Source organism: Bacillus alkalisoli (assembly GCF_002797415.1).
In the GTDB taxonomy this organism is placed as follows: domain Bacteria; phylum Bacillota; class Bacilli; order Bacillales; family Bacillaceae_I; genus Bacillus_CD; species Bacillus_CD alkalisoli.
This window is the reverse complement of sequence record NZ_KZ454944.1, coordinates 634969-658289: the sequence shown is the minus strand read 5'-3', so window position 1 is coordinate 658289 and position 23321 is coordinate 634969. Positions and strand designations below refer to the sequence as shown.

General features: G+C 37.6%; 21 protein-coding genes. 4 read left to right on the top strand and 17 right to left on the bottom strand.

Going from position 1 to position 23321, the window contains the following annotated elements:
- Positions 1–6: 6 nt before the first annotated feature.
- Positions 7–1986 (bottom strand): excinuclease ABC subunit UvrB, encoded by a 1980-nt coding sequence (gene uvrB, locus CDZ89_RS03010; protein ID WP_100333234.1) that lies wholly within the window; start codon positions 1984–1986, stop codon positions 7–9.
- A gap of 323 nt (positions 1987–2309) precedes the next feature.
- On the opposite strand from uvrB, the gene CDZ89_RS03005 reads away from it, so the two are divergent.
- Positions 2310–2795 (top strand): hypothetical protein, encoded by a 486-nt coding sequence (locus tag CDZ89_RS03005; protein WP_100333233.1) that lies wholly within the window; start codon positions 2310–2312, stop codon positions 2793–2795.
- A 104-nt stretch (positions 2796–2899) separates the two neighbouring features.
- Here the strand turns inward: CDZ89_RS03005 and CDZ89_RS19525 are convergent, their stop codons facing one another.
- The 6 genes from CDZ89_RS19525 to CDZ89_RS02980 form a co-directional block, all read right to left on the bottom strand.
- Entirely contained in the window at positions 2900–3067 is a 168-nt protein-coding gene (locus CDZ89_RS19525) for a hypothetical protein (RefSeq protein WP_157842670.1), read from the bottom strand.
- 49 nt (positions 3068–3116) lie between these two features.
- A complete protein-coding gene (locus CDZ89_RS03000) occupies positions 3117–3695 on the bottom strand; it encodes a hypothetical protein (protein WP_100333232.1) in 579 nt (192 codons plus the stop codon).
- Positions 3676–4224, bottom strand: coding sequence for a sigma-70 family RNA polymerase sigma factor (locus CDZ89_RS02995; RefSeq protein WP_157842669.1), 549 nt, complete (start codon positions 4222–4224; stop codon positions 3676–3678). Before CDZ89_RS02995 ends, CDZ89_RS03000 begins: the two co-directional genes overlap by 20 nt.
- Before the next feature lie 93 nt (positions 4225–4317).
- Complete coding sequence (locus tag CDZ89_RS02990) at positions 4318–4536, bottom strand: CsbA family protein (protein WP_100334255.1); 219 nt, start codon at positions 4534–4536, stop codon at positions 4318–4320.
- 204 nt (positions 4537–4740) lie between these two features.
- On the bottom strand, positions 4741–5136 hold the full coding sequence (locus CDZ89_RS02985; protein ID WP_100333230.1) for a hypothetical protein: 396 nt from the start codon (positions 5134–5136) through the stop codon (positions 4741–4743).
- A 111-nt stretch (positions 5137–5247) separates the two neighbouring features.
- Positions 5248–6822, bottom strand: coding sequence for a peptide chain release factor 3 (locus tag CDZ89_RS02980; protein ID WP_096157065.1), 1575 nt, complete (start codon positions 6820–6822; stop codon positions 5248–5250).
- Between the two features lie 164 nt (positions 6823–6986).
- Here CDZ89_RS02980 and CDZ89_RS02975 point away from each other — a divergent pair, with 164 nt between their 5' ends.
- A complete protein-coding gene (locus tag CDZ89_RS02975) occupies positions 6987–7199 on the top strand; it encodes a hypothetical protein (RefSeq protein WP_096156627.1) in 213 nt (70 codons plus the stop codon).
- Positions 7200–7465: 266 nt separating this feature from the next.
- Here CDZ89_RS02975 and CDZ89_RS02970 read toward each other — a convergent pair whose 3' ends face one another.
- The 3 genes from CDZ89_RS02970 to CDZ89_RS02960 all read right to left on the bottom strand — a co-directional run bounded on the left by CDZ89_RS02970 (position 7466) and on the right by CDZ89_RS02960 (position 11281).
- Positions 7466–7852 carry a hypothetical protein gene (locus tag CDZ89_RS02970; protein WP_096156626.1) on the bottom strand — a complete coding sequence of 129 codons (387 nt, stop codon included), beginning with the start codon at positions 7850–7852 and terminating at the stop codon, positions 7466–7468.
- Positions 7853–8075: 223 nt separating this feature from the next.
- Positions 8076–9320, bottom strand: coding sequence for a PDZ domain-containing protein (locus tag CDZ89_RS02965; RefSeq protein ID WP_198508224.1), 1245 nt, complete (start codon positions 9318–9320; stop codon positions 8076–8078).
- 485 nt (positions 9321–9805) lie between these two features.
- Positions 9806–11281: a S41 family peptidase gene (locus CDZ89_RS02960; protein WP_100333228.1), complete on the bottom strand. Its 1476-nt coding sequence runs from the start codon at positions 11279–11281 to the stop codon at positions 9806–9808.
- A 503-nt stretch (positions 11282–11784) separates the two neighbouring features.
- Here CDZ89_RS02960 and CDZ89_RS02955 point away from each other — a divergent pair.
- Positions 11785–12711, top strand: coding sequence for a mechanosensitive ion channel family protein (locus CDZ89_RS02955; protein WP_100333227.1), 927 nt, complete (start codon positions 11785–11787; stop codon positions 12709–12711).
- 728 nt (positions 12712–13439) lie between these two features.
- Here CDZ89_RS02955 and CDZ89_RS20350 read toward each other — a convergent pair.
- From CDZ89_RS20350 to CDZ89_RS02935, 4 genes are all read right to left on the bottom strand, one after another.
- Positions 13440–14822 carry a murein hydrolase activator EnvC family protein gene (locus tag CDZ89_RS20350; RefSeq protein ID WP_100333226.1) on the bottom strand — a complete coding sequence of 461 codons (1383 nt, stop codon included), beginning with the start codon at positions 14820–14822 and terminating at the stop codon, positions 13440–13442.
- A gap of 134 nt (positions 14823–14956) precedes the next feature.
- Positions 14957–15853, bottom strand: a complete 897-nt coding sequence (ftsX, locus tag CDZ89_RS02945; protein WP_096156622.1) for a permease-like cell division protein FtsX — start codon at positions 15851–15853, stop codon at positions 14957–14959.
- A complete protein-coding gene (gene ftsE, locus CDZ89_RS02940) occupies positions 15843–16529 on the bottom strand; it encodes a cell division ATP-binding protein FtsE (RefSeq protein ID WP_096156621.1) in 687 nt (228 codons plus the stop codon). Before ftsE ends, ftsX begins: the two co-directional genes overlap by 11 nt.
- Before the next feature lie 560 nt (positions 16530–17089).
- Positions 17090–19513, bottom strand: coding sequence for a S8 family serine peptidase (locus CDZ89_RS02935; protein ID WP_100334254.1), 2424 nt, complete (start codon positions 19511–19513; stop codon positions 17090–17092).
- 473 nt (positions 19514–19986) lie between these two features.
- Here CDZ89_RS02935 and CDZ89_RS02930 point away from each other — a divergent pair, with 473 nt between their 5' ends.
- Positions 19987–20346: a hypothetical protein gene (locus tag CDZ89_RS02930; protein WP_100333225.1), complete on the top strand. Its 360-nt coding sequence runs from the start codon at positions 19987–19989 to the stop codon at positions 20344–20346.
- A gap of 57 nt (positions 20347–20403) precedes the next feature.
- On the opposite strand, the gene cccB is transcribed toward CDZ89_RS02930, so the two are convergent.
- The 3 genes from cccB to prfB form a co-directional block, all read right to left on the bottom strand.
- A complete protein-coding gene (gene cccB / locus CDZ89_RS02925) occupies positions 20404–20760 on the bottom strand; it encodes a cytochrome c551 (RefSeq protein WP_100333224.1) in 357 nt (118 codons plus the stop codon).
- A 75-nt stretch (positions 20761–20835) separates the two neighbouring features.
- Complete coding sequence (locus tag CDZ89_RS02920) at positions 20836–21708, bottom strand: YitT family protein (protein ID WP_096156617.1); 873 nt, start codon at positions 21706–21708, stop codon at positions 20836–20838.
- A 505-nt stretch (positions 21709–22213) separates the two neighbouring features.
- A protein-coding gene (gene prfB / locus CDZ89_RS02915) for a peptide chain release factor 2 (protein WP_227521428.1) occupies positions 22214–23312 on the bottom strand; the annotation gives its coding sequence in 2 pieces (ribosomal slippage) (positions 22214–23248 and positions 23250–23312; 1098 coding nt in all).
- Between the last annotated feature and the right edge of the window lie 9 nt (positions 23313–23321).

Below are 23321 nucleotides of genomic sequence, written 5' to 3'. Positions count from 1 at the left end.
CTTGTTTCATCCTTCCGCTTTTAGCTCTAAGATGAGGTCACGAAGCTCTGCTGCACGCTCGAAGTCGAGTGCTTTTGCTGCATCCTTCATCTCCTGCTCCATTGATTCGATTAATATCTCTCGTTCTTTTTTGTTTTTCGGTCTTAATTTCGGTGTTGTTTCGTACCGCTCTCCATCTTCCGCTGCAAAAGTGGCCTTAATGGCATCCCGAATGCCTTTTTGGATTGTCGTTGGCGTAACGCCATGTTTCTCGTTATATTCTTCTTGAATTTGACGACGACGTTTTGTCTCGTCTATCGCAATGTTCATCGATTTTGTTATTCTATCTGCATACATAATAACTTGACCGTTCGAATTACGAGCAGCACGCCCGATTGTTTGGATTAAAGCACGTTCCGAACGGAGGAAACCTTCTTTATCTGCATCTAATATGGTTACTAGCGATACTTCCGGAATATCTAAACCTTCCCTTAGTAAGTTAATTCCGATTAAAACATCGTATTTCCCCATACGTAGTTCGCGAATGATTTCAATACGCTCTAATGTTTTTATTTCTGAATGCAAGTATGCCACTTTCATGCCAATTTCTTTTAAGTATGCTGTTAAGTCTTCTGACATTTTCTTTGTTAACGTTGTTACTAGCACGCGCTCATTTTTTTCCACACGTAGGTTGATTTCGCCTATCAAATCATCAATTTGCCCTTTGATTGGACGAATATCAATGGTTGGGTCTAACAAACCAGTAGGACGAATAATTTGTTGCACCATATCCGGTGTATGTTCTAATTCGTATGGCCCTGGAGTAGCCGATACGAATACTATTTGGTTTACTTTTTCTTCAAATTCATCAAATCGTAAAGGTCGGTTGTCTTTAGAAGAAGGTAGACGGAAACCGTGATCTACTAATACTTGTTTCCGCGCTTGGTCTCCGTTAAACATTCCACGAATTTGTGGTAATGTAACATGAGACTCATCTACAACAATTAAGAAGTCTTCTGGAAAGAAATCAATTAGTGTGTAAGGTGTCGAACCAGTTTCCCTTAAGGTTAAATGGCGGGAATAGTTTTCAATTCCAGAACAAAAGCCCATTTCTCGCATCATTTCTAAGTCGTAGCGGGTACGTTGTTCTAGGCGCTGAGCTTCTAAAAGCTTGCCATTTTCTCGTAACTCCTCTAAACGCTCTTCCAATTCCGCTTCAATATTCACAATTGCTTTTCGCATTTTTTCTTCACGAGTAACGAAGTGGGAAGCCGGAAAAATAGATACGTGGTTTCGATCTGAAAGAATTTCTCCTGTTAACGCGTCCACTTCTCTAATTCGATCAATTTCATCCCCAAAAAATTCAATTCGAATACAATGTTCATCTCTTGACGCGGGGAAGATTTCAACAACATCACCGCGCACTCGGAAAGTACCGCGTTGGAAGTCAATGTCGTTTCTGCTGTATTGAATATCTACTAAATTACGGAGAAGTTGGTTTCTGTCTAGTTCCATTCCTGTTCTTAAAGAAACGACTAAATCACGATATTCTTCCGGTGAACCTAAACCGTAAATACACGATACACTGGCGATAATAATAACATCGTTTCGTTCAAAAAGGGATGCAGTTGCCGAGTGGCGTAGTTTGTCAATTTCATCATTGATGCTCGCATCTTTTTCAATGAAGGTGTCCGTTGATGGCACATATGCTTCTGGTTGATAATAATCGTAGTAACTAACAAAATACTCGACTGCATTGGTTGGGAAAAACTCTTTAAATTCACTATAAAGTTGACCAGCTAGCGTTTTGTTATGGGCGATAATTAATGTAGGTTTTTTCACTTGCTGAATAACGTTTGAAATGGTGAACGTTTTTCCAGTTCCCGTCGCACCTAAAAGCGTTTGATGTTTCTTTCCCGCTTCGAGACCAGCAACTATTTGTTTAATCGCTTCCGGTTGGTCACCTTCTGGCTTATAATTCGAAACTAATTCAAACTCTTTTTCCACACACAAGCCCCCTAAATTGTTCAATATAATCTATGTGAGTCCGTTTCAACATGTATGAATACTATACGAAAAACGAATAATTATAACTTAAATGATGTTAAATACACCTTAATAAACGAACGTTTTTTCATATTATAACAAAATATTCGTTTTTGATTAAACGAACTGAATACTGAAGTTGTTTCATGTACATATTCTACCACAAACAGATGGAAAAATAACAAAAATAAGAACGTATATTCGTTATTTTTTTGTTAGGTTGTCGTTATTCTTCTTTCTATATACAATATTAGTATCTTTGACAGAATGGATTGGTTTTTATCATGTACCGTGTAACGTTTGTATTAATTATTTTTATAGGACTACTTTTCTCTGGATGTAGTACAAATGCTATCCCAGAAGAAAGACTAGCTTTTGAATATTTGGATGAAGATGCTCTGAAACTCGGGCCTTCTAGCGATGAACTTACTTTTAGTGAAATAGACGGTTTGTATGTGCATGACTTTATAAAAGAAAATAAGAACAAACATGTACGCTGGACTGCGGCTGTGCATCGGATAGAAGATGAGAGGACCATTGAATTAAAAGAGGGTAAACTTCCAACCATTTATGTGAATTTAAGTGAGGCTTTGGACGACTCTATTGATGTTGGTGATGTTGTTACAGTAATTGGAGTGTTAACTGGATATGGGGAAACATTCGGAAAAGACCCTATTTGGGTTGTAACGCCTGCGAGATTGGAGGAGCCGACAAGGAACGAGTTGGAGAAGGTAGAGCAGTTTCGGGGGAGATTGGGAATGAGTAATTAAATTGCTATGTTTGATTTTATCTATATGGGGGTTTGCTATTACTGCTGTATTTTATCGCTGATAAGAGGGGAGCATCGCTGATTTGTAATACTTTCGCCGATTGGCTATAGACATTCGCTGATTGAAGTCCGATTTTCGCCGATTAATTTTTGATTTTCGCTGATTAAACCGTAAATTTCGCCGATAAAATAACGATTTTCGCCGATAAGACCAAAAATGTTCTCTAAAACAATTAAAAATCCACCTACAAAATGATACAACAAAAAAAACATTAATGAGCACCCCACCCTCATTAATGTTTCCTAAAAAAATGTACTCTTTTCATCCTTCAATCGGATACTCCTGCTCGCCGTGATTCACTGAGTTCATATATAGAATCGTCTTCTCCTCACTGTACCTATATAAAATCGTGTACCTAACAACTTCATCGCCAGCAAGATTAATCAATATTTGATAGTCCATTTTCCCACTAACTACTCCTGCAATATCGAGAAAATCATATTCTTCCTCATACACATATCCAGATTCTTTTACAAAGTCGTATCGCCATAAAAGAACATCTCGTTCCACACCATCCGCACTCTCTACCTCCACATACTGGTTCCCTAAAACTCGCAATACATCTTCCTTTTCCATTCCGAGGTAAAGCTGTTCTTTCCAATGCTTTGCTCCTAAACTAGGTTCTTCGTTACCAACGAAACTCATAACAACCATCACTGCCAGAAAAAACACAATAACAGATAACATAATCCGTGGATTTTTTATATATCGTTTCCGTCCTCTAGAAGACTGGATCCTCTCGAGCACTCTTTTTTGGTCAATTCCCGTATAAAGTGAATGTGGTGAAATATACTGGTCCACGTGTTGCTTCAATTTTTCCTTATCTAAAAAGTCGGTCATCGTCATATCCCCTATCTACCATCAAATCTTTTAGACAGCTTCTGCCTCTGTTGAGCCTCGTTTTAATGGTGTTTTTGTTCATATGTAGGATGTCACTTATTTCTTCCACCGTGAAATCTTTATAATAAAAGAGAATCAATACTTCTCGATATTTAATTGGTAATTGTAAGACAAGCGCTCCTATTTCGGACTGAGATTCGCCTTCCATCACGAGCATCTCTGCATCGGCTGCTTGTTCCGCCACAAAACTAGATTGCAATTTCACTAAGTTTTTCAATCTAGTAGAAAAGCTCCGCAAATAGTCTTTACTTTTATTGATCGCAATCCGGTAAATCCACGTTTTTAATTCACTATCACCTCGAAAGGAATCAAGTTGGTAATATACTTTAATAAACACTTCCTGGAACAAATCGTCCACAACGGCATGGTCGCGAACATAAGTGAATAGTAGACGTTTAATCGCTTCCCCGTACTGAGCCATCGCTTTTTCCACTAACTCTATCTTTTCTTCCTCCGAAAATTCCCCCATACTCTCTCCCCCTTTCTTAATCATTGGACGTTACAGAAGTTTTGACGGTTTCATTTATACGAAAAAAAGCCTGAAACCACTAAACAGCTGGATTCAGACTTTCTTTTTGAACATCGTTCGAGCGTATAAAAATCCAACGCCCAAGGATACAATATCTAACACAATAATAAACCACTCGTCCGAGTGACCCTTCAATATAGCGGCAACGATTAACGCAGCAGTCAATGCAGTCCCCACATACGCATTAAACGTAACCCTCGTAAACAAAATAACAAGCAATGCAGGTAGAAAAATCGCTAATAATACTTTTATAATCAATGAAAAAACCTCTTTTTATATCATTTTCATGTTAATTTCATAAATACAATTCGTTTAAGGGAAAAACCTATAGGTATTTAATTTGTTCGTATAACATTTATGTTTTCCTAAATATTCACTAGTTAATATTCGTTTTTCGTAGAGGAACAATATCTGATGAAACTCACTCAATTATAACAGGTTTTTAATGTTGTTGTACTACGCCATAATATTTAATTCAATGGAAGTCGACGTCACACGACTTAGCTTCTTTGTTTTGTTCGCAATTTGAACACCGTTAACAAACGGTAAGATCTGATCACGGTCTTTTTCATTTCTAATTAAGTACTTTACAATATAAACGTAAATTTCATTTTTTCCTTTTTGCTCACAACTTTGTAACTCTGCTTCAAAGTTAACTTTCTTTCCGTCGTAATCAAACACCAATTCTAAAACAATCCGCATATTACTTGGAAGCTTTACATGTGTTATAAACAACATTTGTTCTCCGGAAAGTTTATTCATGTAGATTGGTGCTTTTCCTGTTTTAACATCTTTTCCATTTAAATGAACGATTGTCATTGTCCCAACAACGTATTGTGTGAGTTTATACATTTGGTGTCACCTACTTTTAATCGTTTTTATTTATATCGGCAAAAAGTAGCCAAAATGAAACAAAGAAACCTCACTTCGCAGAAAACATGCAAAGGAGGTCCATCATTTTATTTACTCATCTTCAGCCATAATATCAATTAACGTTACGTCGCTATTTTTATCTTGGAACCAACGTAATGAGAAGTCACTATCAAACAATGCAACATATTGACCTTGTCTATCTTTTACTAAAATGTTACGAGAATCAAACAAGGTTGTATCCACTTTTTCGTTTTCAATCCAACGAGGAATTTTCGAACCAATCATCGTGTATACAACGTCTACATTGTATTCACCCTTCATACGATACTCAAAAACGTCTAATTGAAGCTGACCAACGGCACCTAAAATGTAACTTTCTGTGCCATGTTGGCGGAACAGTTGAATGGCACCTTCTTGTACAAGTTGGGTAATTCCTTTTTGGAACTGCTTCCCTTTCATCACGTTTTTCGCCTCTACTTTTACGAAAAGCTCAGGGGCAAACGTTGGGATTTCATCAAATTCAATATGGTGGTTTTCGCCATATAACGAATCACCGATTTGGTACACACCTGGATCATAAATTCCAATAATATCTCCAGGATATGCATGGTCAACCGTTTCACGATCAGATGCTAAAAATTGTTGAGACTGTGATAATTTAATGCCTTTTTTCGTCCGACTAACTGTCACACTCATACCACGTTCAAACACACCAGAACATATTCGTAAAAACGCAAGCCTGTCACGGTGAGCGGGGTTCATGTTTGCTTGAATTTTAAAAATAAAGCCAGAGAATTGCTCTGAAGATGGCACTACAACCTCTTCAGACGTTTTACGAGATTGTGGCTCATTAGCTAAGTCTAAGAACGTACGGAAGAACATTTCCACACCGAAGTTTGCAATCGCACTACCGAAAAACACTGGTGTTTGCAAGCCATTTTTCACTTTTTCGATGGAGAAATCATTTCCAGCTTCTTCTAACAATTCAAAGTCTTCTTTTGCTTGGATAAAAGTTGGGTGTTCGGAAATTTCTTTTACAGAATCAAGCTCTGTAAACGGAATATGTGTTTCTTCTTCTTTTCCTTGCCAACGTATAAATACTTCATTGTAGCGGTCGTAAACCCCTAAAAAGCGTTTCCCCATCCCTACTGGCCAGTTCATCGCATAAGACTCAATGCCAAGCACTTCTTCAATTTCTTCTAAAAGTGCTAACGGCTCTTTTCCTTCACGGTCTAACTTGTTAATGAACGTGAAAATCGGAATACCACGCATACGACAAACTTTGAAAAGTTTGATCGTTTGCGGCTCGACACCTTTCGTACAGTCGATAATCATAACCGCGCTATCTACAGCTGTTAACGTACGATACGTATCTTCACTGAAGTCTTCATGTCCTGGTGTATCTAGGATATTAATATGTTTATCCATATACTCAAAGCTCATTACCGAAGATGTAACAGAGATTCCACGTTTTTTCTCAATCTCCATCCAGTCAGATGTAGCGAACTTGCCAGATTTTTTTCCTTTTACTGTACCAGCGGAACGAATAACGTTACCGAATAGTAATAGTTTTTCCGTCAGTGTCGTTTTCCCTGCATCCGGGTGAGAGATGATGGCAAACGTTCTTCTTCTATCTATTTCGTTCTTTAATGATTCATTTTTCACAGGAGTACCTTCCTCTTCGCATTTTTTCACAATAGTTCTATTATAGCAGAAACAGCTTTCTGGCAATAGTGCACATTGATTGTCAAAAAAATCTATGCCATTTTGTATCTTTTTCCTCAACACATCGTATATAATATGGATAATCTTTTATAGGAGTGATAAAAATGGCAAAAAGTAGAGCGCGAAAAATGCGTGATAAACTTGTTCGTGAAGGTTTTCGAGATCCAGGGAACGGACGCGGCACTTACGCATTACAAAACTTAACCACGAGAAAAACGAAAACAAAACAAGAAACATTACAAAAAACCTATAAAAAACAGCGACATTCCCATGAAATCTATAATGAGAATGATCGCTGTTTTTATTTATCCAGCTAAATCTACAATCCAAGTCAAGTCTTTAAACGCCTTTTCTATGCTTACATGTAAACAATCATAAGGGATGCACCAGATCCATGTTTTGTTGCAATACTATATATAAGGGTGCTTAGTTGAAAAAGGTATTTTATATTTCACCAATAAACCAAATTCCTTCATCGTCATTAGTAATTACTTCTTCAAAGTCTTTAACAACTATCTGTGCTTTTTTATACACTAATTGAGTGCGTTTCATAATGTATTACTATTATTCGAATAACGAATAATTACAGCATATTTTCATTGTTATCTGCATTTTTAGTTTTTCTACGATAAAGCCATGCAAGCAATATTCCGCAAGAAGCTCCTATTACTGAACTAAAATAAAGTAATAGATACACAATGATTACATATCCCTCGACATATGCAGCCGTAACTAGTAAAACTAATAATCCTGCACATATATAACCGATAGCTGTGCTTTTGTTCGTCAATAGAGCTATTCCCAAGAAAATTACTAATGAAATAAGAAAAGCAGCAAGAAATGGATTTAGAAACCATAAACTATAAAAAAAATCTACATACACTTTCATTATTATATCTAGCAAAAAAAGAAAACCTACATTTAGAATAAATAGAAAAAAACAAGCTAGTTGCTTATTACTATACTTCATTAATCTTCGCCCCCTATATTTAATCAAATTATTTTAAATAACTCAATAAATCTCAACCACAACCTTCAGTGGTTTAATGATATGCGCTAAATCGTTATAAATGCTGTTATACCAGCAAATAATAAAAGACTAATCCATTGCGAATTAGCCTATATAAGTTATTGTTATATTAAATTTTCGCTCCAAAACCGAACCCGTTACTACCTATCTATTTTTTCTTTGTTTAGACTATTTTTTCCTTGTCCCATTTTCTACCTTCTTGGACAAATAAGAAGCCTAATTCATGATGTTCGCCTTCGTATAATGCTCTTTGAACGAAACGGGATTCTCCATTTTCGTCTACAACTTGTAGTTTACAAAATGCCCGGTTTTTATGAAGTGCTTCGTAAAAGTCTCCAACAGATGAAACCGACATTCCATTCACTTTTAAAATAATTTCTCCAACTTTCACATTCGTCGAAGCTGCTGGCGTACCTGGAATAATCCCAAGTACAATCAATCCTTCTTTACGGTGTACAAATATTGGGGAATCTTTCTCATCAGTAGCACGAGCCGCATAAGAAATCGCTTCTCTTCCGATGAATGCAAAGAATCCAGCAATTACTGCCACAATAGCCCACCAATAAGACCCAATCGCTAGCCCTGTAACAATTACAGCGAACAACATAACTTTTCTTCCAGTAAACCGAATTGTCTGATCTGGGAAGCTTGTTCTTACATGTTGAGAAAAACCAATGGCAAATGGGACTAACCATAATGTGAAGGCTTCGCCACCTACATGGAACACGGGCCACCATTCAACCGTAGCTGAAAATCCTTCTCCAGGTAAAAATAAGAAAACAGGCACTAGCCATATTCTTTTCGAATCATGCGCTCCGACTGGCAATCCTCGTTTACTTTTCCATAATTGTGGAGAAGTTTGCATACTTGCTTGCTTGGATATAAGGAGCCCTTCTGCAAACAGTAACATAGCCAAAACGATAGCCAATGTTGTTATGTTTGTCGTGCCAATACTTAGAAACAACTCGTCCAAAACAAGGATGCCAGTTGTCATTTTCGGTAATACAAATACGAGTAACAACGATAAACCTAGTATGTATCCAGCAGATAGCCAGCGTGGTTTCATCGTTAACATGAACAAAATTGTGATGATTGTAATGAGTACAATCGTTCCGAACGGTAGCATTAAACCAAGTCCAACTGTAATAATGGATATTGCGAAGCCGTATAAGATGCCTCGACTTGAAAAACGCAATTCTTGAATTACGTCAAAAACTCTCGTATGAAAATCGTATCGTTCTCTTTTCACACGAAAATATCCTAAAAAGAGGGCTACTACAAGGGTTGTATAGGTGACTGGATGAATAAAAAAGCGTCCAATCGCCTTCAATAATTCCATACTAAGTACTTCAAACAAGCCAACCACCGCCAATCCATCATTAATAATATATATGTGAATCAATTTCATAATTACTGTTCGTTTAGTGAAAAACGAATGTTCCGTTTATTATAATTAAATAACGTTCGATATAAAACGTAAATTATATGAAAGAATAGGTTTAATATTCGTTTTTCGTTTTGTAATTGTACATTTTGAAACTCACTCATGTAAAAAATGAGTTGTAAAATCAAAAGACAGACATAACATTATTTTAACACAAAGAGGCCAGACTCCCATACAGGAATCTGGCCAAGTTTCGTAAGTTTTTGAAGAAATTCACTATAATTATTAGCAATTTTAAAGTTCGCTGTTGATTTCCGTGCAAGGCTTCGCTTTCCGCGGGCGGTAAAAAGGAAGGTTATTTTCACTGAAGTGAAAAAACCTACTCCTCGGCGCAAGCGCCTGTGGGGTCTCCCGCTCCCCGCTTTTCCCGCAGGAGTCTCAGCCTTGCTCGGAAATCAACAGGTAATAGTATTTAATTATCAACACTAAGTTTTAATATTGAATAATTATTATTGAAACAATACTTCCTTCGCTTTTTTCAGCTGTAGGTCGTTTTCTTCTGCTCGTACTGCTTCGATTAATTGGCTTTGTAGTTGTTCTGCGGTGCTACTGTCGATTTTGCCTGTGACCGTTAAGCCGTTTTCTTGTTGGAACTTCTTCACGGCCTCTTCTGTTTCTTTACTGAAGTATCCATCTAAACGCCCCGCATCAAAGCCGATACCGTTTAACATTACTTGTGCATTGCGTACTTTTTCGCTATTTGTATCAAAAGCTAACTCTTCGTTCTCTTCTAAACTGATAGGGTTAGCATAGAAATAATCTGGTTGTTTAACAGGAACAGTCGGTTGAACTCCTTCGTTATGAATCCAGTTTCCGTCTGGAGTTAACCACTTGAATAATGTTAACTTCACGTTACTGCCATCATTAAACGGTATAGCTTGTTGAACAGTACCTTTACCGAAAGATGCATCACCAACGATTTCATATCCACCAGCTTCTTTTAAAGCTCCCGCTAAAATTTCAGAAGCAGATGCACTTCCTTTATCTATTAAAGTGACGATTGGATATGGCTTTTTCTCTGTTAAAGACGAGAAGTAGCGTTGCTTTTCACCAGATCGTTCTTCAATTTGTAAGTATGGTTTATCTTTTGTGATTAACTCAGAGACAATGCCTTGAACTTGCTCTAACAAGCCACCAGGATTACCTCGTACGTCGATAATTAAGCCTGCAATATTTTCTTGTTCTATTTCTCTTAATTGATCTTTAAAGTCATTAGCTGTGTCTTTTGCAAAAGAAGTAATTTGGATGTATCCAACTTTTTTATTGTTTACATCAAATGTTTTCGAGTATACCGTTTCTAACGGAATGGTATCACGTGTTACATCGACGACGAACGGCTCATTTACGCCTGGACGCTCAACTTCTAGTTTTACAATAGTCCCTTTTTCACCGCGGATTTTCAAAACCGCTTGGTATAAATCAAGGCCCGTAATATCTTCGCCGTCGACGCTAATGATAGAGTCGTTTGGCATTAAGCCTGCTTTTTCTGCTGGTGAGCCACGGAAAGGAGAAACGATCGTTACTTTTCCGTTTTGCATGCCAACTTCTGCCCCAATTCCTTCAAAAGAGGATTCTAAGTTTTGAGTGAATTGGTCGGCTGTTGCTTTATCCATATATACGGAGTATGGATCGTTTAGCGTGTTTACCATTCCTTGAATGGCGCCTTCTATTAACGTTGATTCATCAACTTCATCCACATATCTTTTAGAAATTAATTCGAAAGTTTGGCGGATTTTTTCCATTTGCTCGTCCAGATTGACTGGAATAGCGTTTGTTTCTTTGTTTTCTTGACCTTGTCCTTCTGCTTGCTTGGAAGGAATAGTTGTTGCGGGCTGATGCCCAAACATTTGTAGGCCAGTGTACATGCCTGCAGCACCTAATAAAACAGATAATAAAACGAGTAATGGTAATACTTTTCGGTTCATAGTAGCCCTCCTTATATCCAACGCAAAACCGTTCATTTGGTTAACGTCATTGTAACATAGCAGTTATGTAATTGAAATGTATAACTATTTGAATAAGAGAAAGTGTATATCCGTTATTATTATGTAATTTTGGTATTTAGTTTTGGAACTAATTTTTGATAAAATAACTTTCTTAACTTAACTATTATACTTCAGTATGTATACAGATCCGTATATCGTAACAAATTCTCTATTCTAGAAAAGGCATTACACTTTTAGTAGTGTAATGCCTTTTCTTTCTTAGATTATATGTTATGCTTGTACATTTTATACATAATGAATAAGGATAGTTCTATTTTTCAAGCACCGTCTAATACCCATGTTTTAGTTCGCTATTAAATGCTCACTTGAAACACTTACTATTGTAAAGCACTCATCAGCAATGTTCTCGATTCCCATCTATTGGTTTGTCTTCTTTTTTCAAGGGTAAAGATTTCTATAAGCTAATATTGAGGAGACTATTAATGGAAGAACAAATATTAAATGAGCAGCTACATTATTTAATGACTCATACTTCGATACATAAGCTTTTAATTGCGATTGTTGGTATTACGGTTATTTTCTTTTTTGCTACTGGCTTGAGGAAAAGTGTGCAACGCTATGTTCGAGATCATAGTAACTGGTATAAAACGAGGAAATCGATTAATATTTTTGGCTATGTGCTTGCAGGTATTTTTTTAGTTGTGCTGTACAGTGATAAGCTTGGTGGAATTACGGTCGTGCTTGGAGTAGCGAGTGCAGGAATTGCTTTTTCCTTACGGGAAGTGATCGCGAGTGTTGCTGGATGGTTAACAATTATTGTTGGTGGGATGTTTAAAACTGGGGATCGCGTTCAACTTGGAGGTGTTACAGGGGATGTTATTGATCTTGGTATACTTCGAACAACAATCATGGAAACCGGTAGATGGGTAAATGGCGACTTATATAACGGTCGCATTGTAAAAATTGCGAATAGCTTCGTATTTACAGAACCTGTATATAATTACTCCACAGACTTTCCATTTCTGTGGGACGAAATTACCATTCCTGTGAAATTTGGTAGTGATTATACGTTTGCAAGGGAGCTAATAAACCGTGTTGCGTTTGAAAAAACAGGAGCTTATAGCGACCACGCTCAAGAACACTGGAAAACAATGGTTCGGAAATTTAACATTGAAGATGCCACCACAAAGCCTCTCGTGACACTAGCGGTAAATGACAACTGGGTAGAGTTTACGTTGCGATATGTTGTTGAATATAAAAAGCGTAGAATCATGAAAGACGAGTTGTTCACGAAAATCTTGGAGGAAATAGAGAATAGTTCAGGAAAGGTTCAACTAGCTTCTGCAACATTTGAAGTGGTGAGCACCCCGCCACTAAATGTAAAATTTGAAGAGGAAAAAACTGATTAATTTCAATGACTATTGCTAGCTATTTCGAAATAAATAACTCCCCTTTATTCATTCTAATACGAGTGAACTTAAAGGAGGAGTCCAAATGATAAATGAAAACTTTGATTAATTTAATAAAGTACAACAAGAGCATAAAGGGCAATACCTTGGTGGTGAAAAACGAAAAATAAACCATCCAGAAATATGGAAAAAGACGTAACGATAGACTCAGTTGGAGCAGCTGGTAGGGCCGTTTCTTTTAAGAAGAAGTAAGCTAACTAGATGTATTTAAAACGAAGGATACGAAGCGATGCATTTTCGAGGAGTCTTAGATTTGCACGGAAATCAACTGCTGAAAAAACAACATTAACCTTTTACAGATGCAACCATGCTAATGAAATTCGCACCATGGCACATGAAAAGTTAGTGTTACATTCTGGTTTATTACCACAATAGAAGTTGATGTTCGTTACAGGTGTGGAGACTCCTGCGGGAGAAGTGCGACGAGCGAGACCCCGCAGGCGTTAGCGCCGAGGAGTAGGTTTTTTCACGACAGTGAAAATAACCTTCCTTTTTACCACCCGCGGAAAGCGAAGCACCTGTAGCGAACATCAACAATTAGTACCCAAAGCAAACTTTTCAGTGTATCCATAGAACAAAAAACACAACTCTATCAATAAGTTTGACAAAGTTGTGTTTGGATAATCATATTTATTCAATTTAAGAACTTTCTTATAGTATCACAATGATTAGAAATTAATGAAACTTCTAGGGTTTACTGCATTCGTTTTATTACCGTTCCACATTCCACGGTGAAGTTCAAAGTGTAAGTGTGGTCCAGTAGAGAATCCTGTGTTACCCATATATCCTAAGAATTGTCCTCTAGATACAGACTGTCCTTCACTTACTGCACGGTTTTCTAAGTGTGCGTAAACCGTTGTCCAAATTTGGCCATCGATGTTATGCGTAATAAAGACAACATTTCCGTAAGATGTAGAGTAGTAAGACTGGAACACTGTACCTGCAGCTGATGCTACAACTGGTACATTCGATCTTCCACCACGACCGATATCAATACCAGCATGGAAAGATCCCCAACGAGTTCCGAAACCAGATGTAACCGCTCCAGTTGCTGGCACTCCAAAGTTCCCTGAATTAGACGCTGGCGGTGGAGAAGGTGGTGTTGGTGCCGGTGCCGGTGCCGGTGCTGGACTAGATGGTGCTGGTGAACTATTACCAGCGGCCGCTCTTGCAGCAGCCGCCGCGGCTGCCGCAGCTGCTGCTGCTGCTTCCGCTTCTTGACGTTTACGCTCTTCTTCTTCACGCTGACGACGCTCTTCTTCTTCACGTTTCTTTCTTTCTTCATACGCTTTAATTTCTGCTTTAATCGCTCTTTCTTGAGCTGCTAATAATTTCGCTTCGTCTTCTAATTCATGAAGCTCATGCATTGCTTCGTCTTCTTGTTTCTTTAAATCTGCCATTAAAGCATCTTTTTGCTTAATTTGTTGACGAAGACTTGCCTCTAAGTGTTCTAATTCTACTAGTTGTTGTTCTAGGCTAACCAATTTGTTGCGAAGTTCAAGCTCTTTTTCTTCTAAAAGTTGCAGGTCATTTTGATGAGCTACCATGATGTCTCGGTCTGCCTGCAGAATAGTTGCTACTGCATTCACTCTATCTAAAAAGTCCCCAAAACTTTGTGCACCTAAGATTACGTCTAGATAATTAATCGCGCCTCCACCTTGTTGGAAAGAGCGTGCACGGTCTTCTAATAATATACTTCTACGTTCTATACGTTCTATTAATACTTCAATTTCAGCTTTTAACTCTTCAATTTCTAGTTGAGTTGCTTCGATTTCTGACTGTTTTGTACGAATATTATTTTTCGTTGTTTCTACTGCAAGATCTAGTTTTCTCACTTCTTCACGAAGCTTTTGTTGTTCTGCTTGTAACTTCGATACTTCATCTTTTTTTGCTTGCTGTGATTCTTGATTTGATTCACGATCATCTTTTACATCGTTTAAACGTTCTTTCATTTCAAGATTGGCTGATACTTGCTCGGTAAAGTTTGTAGAAAAGAAACCAGTTATTCCAATGACAGCTGCGATTATGATTATTCCAATCTTTCTTCTCATGCTTCCTCGTTCCCCCTAGATCTTTTCTTAAAATTTTTCTGTATGTATGGCGAGAAGGTAAATTCCTTCTCAAAATGTTTACATTTTTCTACATACGGGTATTTAATTTTCAACTAAACTATTAAATTAAACTATTAAACTTTCAAAAACTTACGAACAGACATCATGCTTCCCCAAATCCCAATGAATGCTCCAATTGCTACTAAGATTGCTGTAACTTGGAATGCGAACGGATAAAACGGTAAAAGCTGTAAGAAGTTTCCTTGTAGTCTAGGTTGTACTAAATCAATGACATAGTAATAAGCTGTTAAAACTATTGCAATTGGTACAACAGAACCTAACACTCCCAACCATAAGCCTTCAAGGAAGAATGGCCAGCGAATAAATCCGTTTGTTGCCCCTACTAACTTCATTATTTCAATTTCTCTTCTACGAGCGAATATAGTAATTTTAATCGTATTAGAGATTAAGAACATCGCTGTAAATACTAATCCTAAAATTAATGCTAATCCTATATTTCTAGCAATCTCAAAAACTTGGAATAATTTTTCCACTGTTTCTTGACCAAAAATGACTTTGTAGGCGTTATCCAGTTTTTCAATCTCTTTTGCGACTACAAATGTATCATGAGGGTTTGCCGTCTTAACGACTAACACATCGTATAACGGGTTGTTTTGCTCAAATAGTTCCCCGATCACACTTCCATCTTCACCGAAACTATTCACTAAACTTTGCAGTTCTTTATCTTTAGAAGAAAATTCAACCAATTCTACTTTATCTATCGCTTCAATTTGCGTTTGTAACTCGGCTGCCTCTTCTTCCGTTGCTGTTAGCTCTATATAAGTTCTTATTTCAACATCTTTTTCAATTTCTGTTGCGACACTGTTTAAGTTCATCATCAGTACTAAGAAAACTCCAACAAGCACTAATGTCACGGTTACGGCGGAAATAGATGCAAAAGTCATCCAACCGTTTCTAGTTAAACTTTTAAAACTTTCTTTAAAATGACGAATGAGTGTTCTAGGCTTCATAACCGTAAACCCCCTTCGCTTCGTCACGGGCAATTTTTCCGTTTTCAATTGCGATAACACGCTTTTTGATTGTGTTTACAATTTCACGGTTATGGGTTGCCATAACGATTGTTGTGCCTTTTTCATTAATCTCTTCGAAGATGTTCATAATTTCCCACGATGTTTCTGGATCTAAGTTTCCGGTAGGCTCATCGGCAATCATCACTCTCGGGTTGTTTACAATGGAGCGGGCAATCGATACACGTTGCTGCTCTCCACCTGATAGTTCTGTTGGAAAATGACGTGCTTTATGTTTTAACTTAACTAAATCTAACACTTCCATAACCCGTTTTTTAATCACTTTTGGTGACTCTTCAATAACTTCCAACGCGAATGCAACGTTTTCGAATACCGTTAATTGATGTAGTAATTTATAATCTTGGAAAACAACTCCGATGTTTCGACGAAAAATCGGCACTTTACTTTCTTTAATTTTTGATAATTCAATTCCGTCAATTATAATGGATCCACTTGTCGGTTTTTCTTCTCGATGCATCATTTTAATGAACGTTGACTTACCAGCACCACTCGGCCCTACAACATAGACGAATTCGCCTTGATCAATTTTTATATTTATACCATTCACAGCTTGTACACCGTTCGGGTATTTTTTAAATACTTCTTTCATTTCAATCATGTATTAAATCACCTTTTTTGTTTGAAGTTTGTCCATAAACTCAGAAGTTTCGACGTTAACTATTTAGTCTCTTAATCTATTAATCTATTCATGAATAATAGAACACACATGCATATCGTATGCATTGCGTTGTATGCGCAATCGTTGACTATTACATTATAACATCATTTTCCGACAAAATCAGAGTTTAAAATATTACAGTTTTATTTCAAAAGTTGTTGTAAAATAGGGAATAGAGGAGAATTTTGGAAGTTAGTAAGAGGTACCTCTGTATATATAATAGAAGGAAAAATATTACCTACGATTAATTCATGTATTTTTATGAGAAAATACTTGAATCAATTTCATAATTACTGTTCGTTTAGTGAAAAAAGAATGTTCCGTTTATTATAATTAAATAACGTTCGATATAACACGTAAATTATATAAAAGAATAGGTTTAATATTCGTTTAGTAATTGTACATTATGAAACTCACTCAATTAATAAATCAAAAAAGTTTTTATGAAAGATTAGACAAAAGCCCTACAGACTTTTCATCTGAAGGGCTTTTCATTTTTCTTATTGAATTACTAACACATCTGCTGCTGCAATAGCACGATCAAGGTTTCCTTTTTTAGAGAATACTGCCACACGGTAATTACCAGCTGGTAATACTGTTCCATCTACTAACGTACCATTCCAATCGTGGTAGTTATAACCTTTTCCAAGGTTGCTGTCATATAGACCTTCACCTAAATATGCTCCAATACCACCTGTTGATGTAGCTGCGAATACCCAAATCTCAAATTCGTCTGCTCCACCTGGTAAGTAAGAATAGAATTCGAACTCGTTGTTACCTAGTGGAGTAAACCCAAAGTGAGTCACACGTGGGTAGTCTGGCTCGCCTATGAATAGAATAGTAGGTACGTGTGTTGTTTTTCCACCTTCTGTTACAAGTAAGTTACCTTCATAGTAACCTGGTGATAATTTTCCAGCATCTACTTGAACACCAACATTTACTTTTTGAGATTTGCCAGGTTGAACGCGTACGTTGTTGCTTGTTGTCACCTTCACATGTTTGCCAACCTCGTTTTTGAATTCAAATTTCACATTGTATCGTTTTACTTTATCAGATAAGTTTTGAATTTCAAACTGATTACGTTGAACTTCTTTATCGTCTTCATTGGAGAACACTCCAAATGAATAACTGCCTGGTACTACTAACGTTTTTGCTTTTAATGCTTCTACTACACGGATTGATCCTGCACCTTGAGCGTTATGTGCGTACAATGCACCTGTCGCAGGATTCGTTAATTTTTCAGAAGTATTCATTAATGCTGATTTAACTTGGTATACATCCCAAGTTGGGTTAGCTTGTAAAATGACTGCTGCTGCGCCTGCAACGTGTGGAGCTGCCATACTTGTACCTTGTTTTGCACCGTAACCGTGTGGAGCATCTGGATTAAACGTCGGTACTGTACTTACGATGTTTACACCAGGAGCTGATACATCTGGCTTGATCATCCAAGTGTCTACAACGGGTCCACGAGAAGAGAAAGCTGCCATTGTTTCACCAACGCGTTGTGCGAATGCGATTTCGAAGCTAACTGTTACACCTTCTGCTCTAACTTTAGCTAATAACGCTTCGCCATCCGCTTGGTTAAGCATAACTGTAGGAACATCCATACCAGGGATTAATGGCATAACACCTGCTACGTTGTTATAAAGAACTGCACCAACAGCACCTGCTTTTTTCGCTTCTGTTGCTTTATCAACGAAAGGAATGCCTGCACCACGGCTAATTAATGCGATTTTACCTGTTAAATCTTTGCCAGCGAAGTCAGCAGGAGCACCGAAGCCTACATCAACTAATTCAAAATTTTGGCCATTAAGTGCTAATAGTTCTTCTTCTGATGGGAATCCTTGTACAGCTGATGAAGCGTAAGATACACCATCAGATGAAGTTGTTGTTGCTGTAAATACATTGTAAGGAAGTTGAGTTGCCCCTACAGAGATTGCTTCACGAGAAGTTCCTGGTGAACCAACTGTCCAGTTGTTCGGACCAGAGTTTCCGTTAGAAGTAACAGCTACTACTCCTTCAGCCATAGCCCAATCTAACGCGATAGATGTTGCCCAGTCTGGACTGTTTAATGTGTTACCTAAAGATAAGTTCATAACATGTGCACCGTCTAGTACAGCACGCTCAATACCCGCTACTACGTTTTCTGTTGTTCCGCTACCGCCTGGACCAAGTACGCGGTATGCTAGTAAAGTTGCATCAGGAGCAACACCATTAATTAATCCATTACCTGCAACTGTACCTGCAACATGAGTGCCATGTGTTGTTGCTCCCCCACGAGGATCTCCTGGGAACGTTTCTTGTGGATCATCGTTGTTATCAACGAAGTCCCATCCTTTGTAGTCGCCAAAGTTACCCGCTAAGTCAGGGTGAGTGTAATCAACACCAGTGTCGATAACTGCTACTTTAACACCTTCCCCAGTGAATCCTAAATCCCACGCTTCGTTTGATCCGATATGTGGAGCAGATTCTAACATAGCTGGGCTATAAGATTCTTCTGTTAAAAACTCTGTATTAGAGTCAACTGTATATTCTACGTTAGGATAAACAGCTTTTACTCCAGGAGTTGTTAATAGATTTGGAATTTCATTTGCTGGTAAGCTTAAAGAAAATCCAGAGAATACATGATCGTATTCACGATATACTTTAGAATTAGCAGTACGCGCTGCTACGTCTTTTTTCACTTTTTCACGTGCATTTTTCAACTTTTGTTTTGTTTGGCTTTTGCCAGTTTGTTTTGCTTCAACGATAGAAGGTTCTTGAATTTCAACGATTACGGAAGTTATGTCTGAAGATGTAAAGTCGTAGTCACCATAAATTTCTGCTAAATCTACTACATTTGTCGTGCGGTTTGGATTTGCTGATACGGTGGAAAATGTACTGAATACTAGTACAAGTGCTGAAAAAATTAGTAAGAATGACATTCTTTTTTTGCTTTTTGCTTTGTTCAATCTGTTCCACTCCCCTATGAGTTTTGTAGTTGTAGTTAAAAAGTACTATTCCGAATATTCTGTCTTTTTTGGTCGTGTCACCCCCGAAAAGTTTGACGATTTATGTACAAGTCAAATTATATTTTGAAAAAAAGTAATTTTCAATAAACTTTGTTGCAGTTTTGTGAAAATGATATTTTTGATTTAGTTATTTTACTATAATTTACATTTTAATTTATCTATTTAACTATGTGATTTTACTAGATTTTCAATTCACTTGTTACTAATTACCCGTTAGAGTATTATCGTGAATTTTGTAGGGAAATTTCTATTATTTTACGATTGTTTACCTTTGGACACATTCGTAGTAAATTATACACGTGAAAATTATACTACTATAAGAGAAAATACGGACTGAAACTTTTAGGATTCTTTTTCGTCTATATAGAAATAGGAGGGTGTTCATAATGAAATATATCGTTACTATTTTCATTGCTTTTATTATTTTAAGTGGATGCAGCAACTTTGACTCCGAACGTAATTCTTCATACGTAGTTTCCTATGCAGGAATTTTAGTTGTCGAAGGGAAAGATTACATATGGCAAGGTGAGGTATTAAACGACGAGTTTACGGCAGATGTGAAGATTGGCGAAGTGAAGAATAAAGTAAAAAAAGAAGTGAAACCAAAACAGAACTTTGAGTCGAATTATTTAGACGTTGGTGACAAGATATATGCTTCAAAGGAAGATAAAGATGTATTAATTGTGAAACTGTCAGACGGCACTGTAGTCTATATGACTGTATCTGGATATTATAACAACGGTTAAACAGGTACAAATAAAAAGCATAATGTAGGCCAAAGTTGCCACATTATGCTTTTTCTATTATTTTTGTTGAGCTAACCAATTGGCAACTAGCGTTGCGTCGTCACCTTTTAAGAATCCACCTTGCATCGATCCTTGACCATTAACGATGATGTTTTCGATTTCCTCAGCGCTGTATTTTGACCCAACTTGTGAAAGCTTTGGACCAAATCCACCATCTAAGTTACCGCCGTGACAAGATGCACAACTTTGTTTGTAAAGAGCTTCTGCTGCCGCAACATCTACTGTACCGTCTCCACCAGCTGCTGGTGCATCTGTTCCCGGTGCTGCATTGTTCGTTGTGTCTCCACCGCCGCCACAAGCTGCTAGTGCCACTATTCCACTACCTAATACGAGAGCTAATAAGTACTTCTTCATTTGGAAAGAATCCCCCTATCAGTTAAATGTAAAATATACCAACTTCAAGGATATTATACCCAACTTCATAGAAAATTACTCTCTTTTAAATCCTTCACCAAGTACTTCAGAAGCGTTCATAACGACGACAAATGCTTTATTGTCAATGCTTCGCACCACTTGTTTCAATTTTGTGAATTCCGTTTGATCAACTACACAAAGCAATATTGGACGTTCATCTTGCGTATAACCACCGTACGCAGCAAGTTTTGTTACTCCACGATCCACTTGCGTAAGGATAGCTTGACGAACTTCTTCCTCTTTATTCGTAATGATAAGCGCTGTTTTCGAATAGCCTAATCCTACTTGTACAAAGTCAATTGTTTTGCTTGTTACAAAAAGACCGATAAGTGCGTAAAGACCCAGTTCGATGTTGAAAACGATAGCTGCCGATATAACAATTAATCCATCAATAAGCGCCACACATGTACCGAGAGTTAGTCCTGTATATTTATGTATGATTTGCGCTGCAAGGTCTGTTCCACCTGTTGATGCACGACCTCGGAAAACAAGACCAAGTCCTAAACCAACTCCGATACCACCAAATAAACTACCTAAAAGTGGATCAAGTGTTGCCGGTTCGAGGTGGCTTGTCCAAAGTACAAATAGAGGAAGCATGATAGTTCCGACTAATGACTTAAAGCCGAACTGTTTTCCAAGCAGGAACACTCCGAGAATGAAAAGTGGGATGTTAAAGGAAAGTTGTACGTATCCCGGTTCCCAGCCAAGGATAGCTTCTGTAATCGTACTTATACCGCTTACTCCACCAGAAGCAACTCTGTTCGGAAGTAAGAATAAATTAAATGCTAATGCGACTATAGCCGATCCGATGATAACGTAAATATACTCTTTCACTTTATGAAAAAGTGGTTTCTCCTCTAACGCCGTCGGCTTTCTTCTTTTTTTCAATTTCTATTCCCCCAGACAATGTAGATTGTCGAATTTTATCACAAACAGAAAAAGTATAGCACGGTGCATGGTGCGTGTAAATATTGATAATGTAACGTGGTGAAGTGTTAAATTTACCTGATGTATATTTTTCATAGCATTTGTTATATGGGGGGGAATTATTACAGGGTGCTATGGCTATGTGATTGCTTTTACTATGTTGGTTTTGGTTTTAGTGTACGAATCATGTTTACTTTGGCTGATAAATTTAATTTTCGCCGATATACAGTTGTAATCGCCGATATTAATTTCTTTTCGCTGATTGGACATCAGCTTTCGCCGATTGAATCATGATTTTCGCCGAAAAGATGCTCATCTTCGCCGATTAACCCTCGATTTTCGCCGATAAAACAAATGAAGGTAGTCGTTTCCACTTCCAAAAACCATCATTATGATACAACACCTTCGCACTTCATTAAAAAACCAGTGATTTTCCGCGAAAATCACTGGTAACAAATCAAAAATATTAAATTTTCGAACGTAAATATGCATCAATGAACGAATCTAACTCGCCATCCATTACCGCATGAACGTTTCCAATCTCCGTGTTTGTGCGGTGATCTTTAACCATCGAGTATGGGTGGAAAACGTAAGAGCGAATTTGGCTTCCCCAGCCAATGTCCTTTTGCTCGCCACGAATTTCGTCAAGCTCAGCTTGTTGTTCTTCTAATTTTTTTTGATACAATTTCGCTTGTAACATTTTCATCGCACGATCACGGTTTTTAATTTGAGAACGCTCTGTTTGACATGTTACAACGACATTTGTAGGTAAATGCGTGATACGTACAGCGGAGTCAGTTGTGTTTATATGCTGACCACCAGCACCACTTGCACGATACGTATCAACTTTTAAATCTTCCGTACGAATATCAATTTCAATTTCATCATTGAACTCAGGCATAATATCACATGACACAAAAGAAGTATGGCGGCGGCCCGATGAGTCGAATGGAGAAATACGAACTAGTCGGTGAACGCCTTTTTCTGCTTTCAGATAACCATAAGCGTTATGACCTTTTATTAATAGCGTTACACTTTTAATCCCCGCTTCATCACCTGGTAAGTAATCAAGTGTTTCCACTTTGAACCCTTTTTTCTCGGCCCAGCGCGTGTACATACGAAGTAGCATAGAACCCCAGTCTTGAGACTCCGTACCACCTGCTCCAGGGTGCAACTCTAATAGGGCATTGTTTTTATCGTATGGCTCGCTTAATAACATTTGTAGCTCAAAGTCGTTGAATTGGGAAGTTAATTCTTTTAATTCCGACTCTAGTTCAGCCTGTAATTCATCGTCTTTTTCTTCTTTCACAAGTTCAAATGTTAAGTCTAAGTTTTCATGACTTTCGTTTAGGTCGTAAAATTGGTGTATTTGTCCTTTTAGTGCGTTTGTTTCGTTAATGACAGTTTGGGCTGCGTTTTGGTCGTTCCAAAATTCAGGGTGACTCATCATTTCGTCAAGCTCTGCGATACGTTTCTCTTTTACTTCTAAGTCAAAGAGACCCCCTAAAATTGTTTAATTGTTTGGCCAATTTTTCTAATTCATTGCGAATTTCTGCTAGTTCCATTTTTATTCC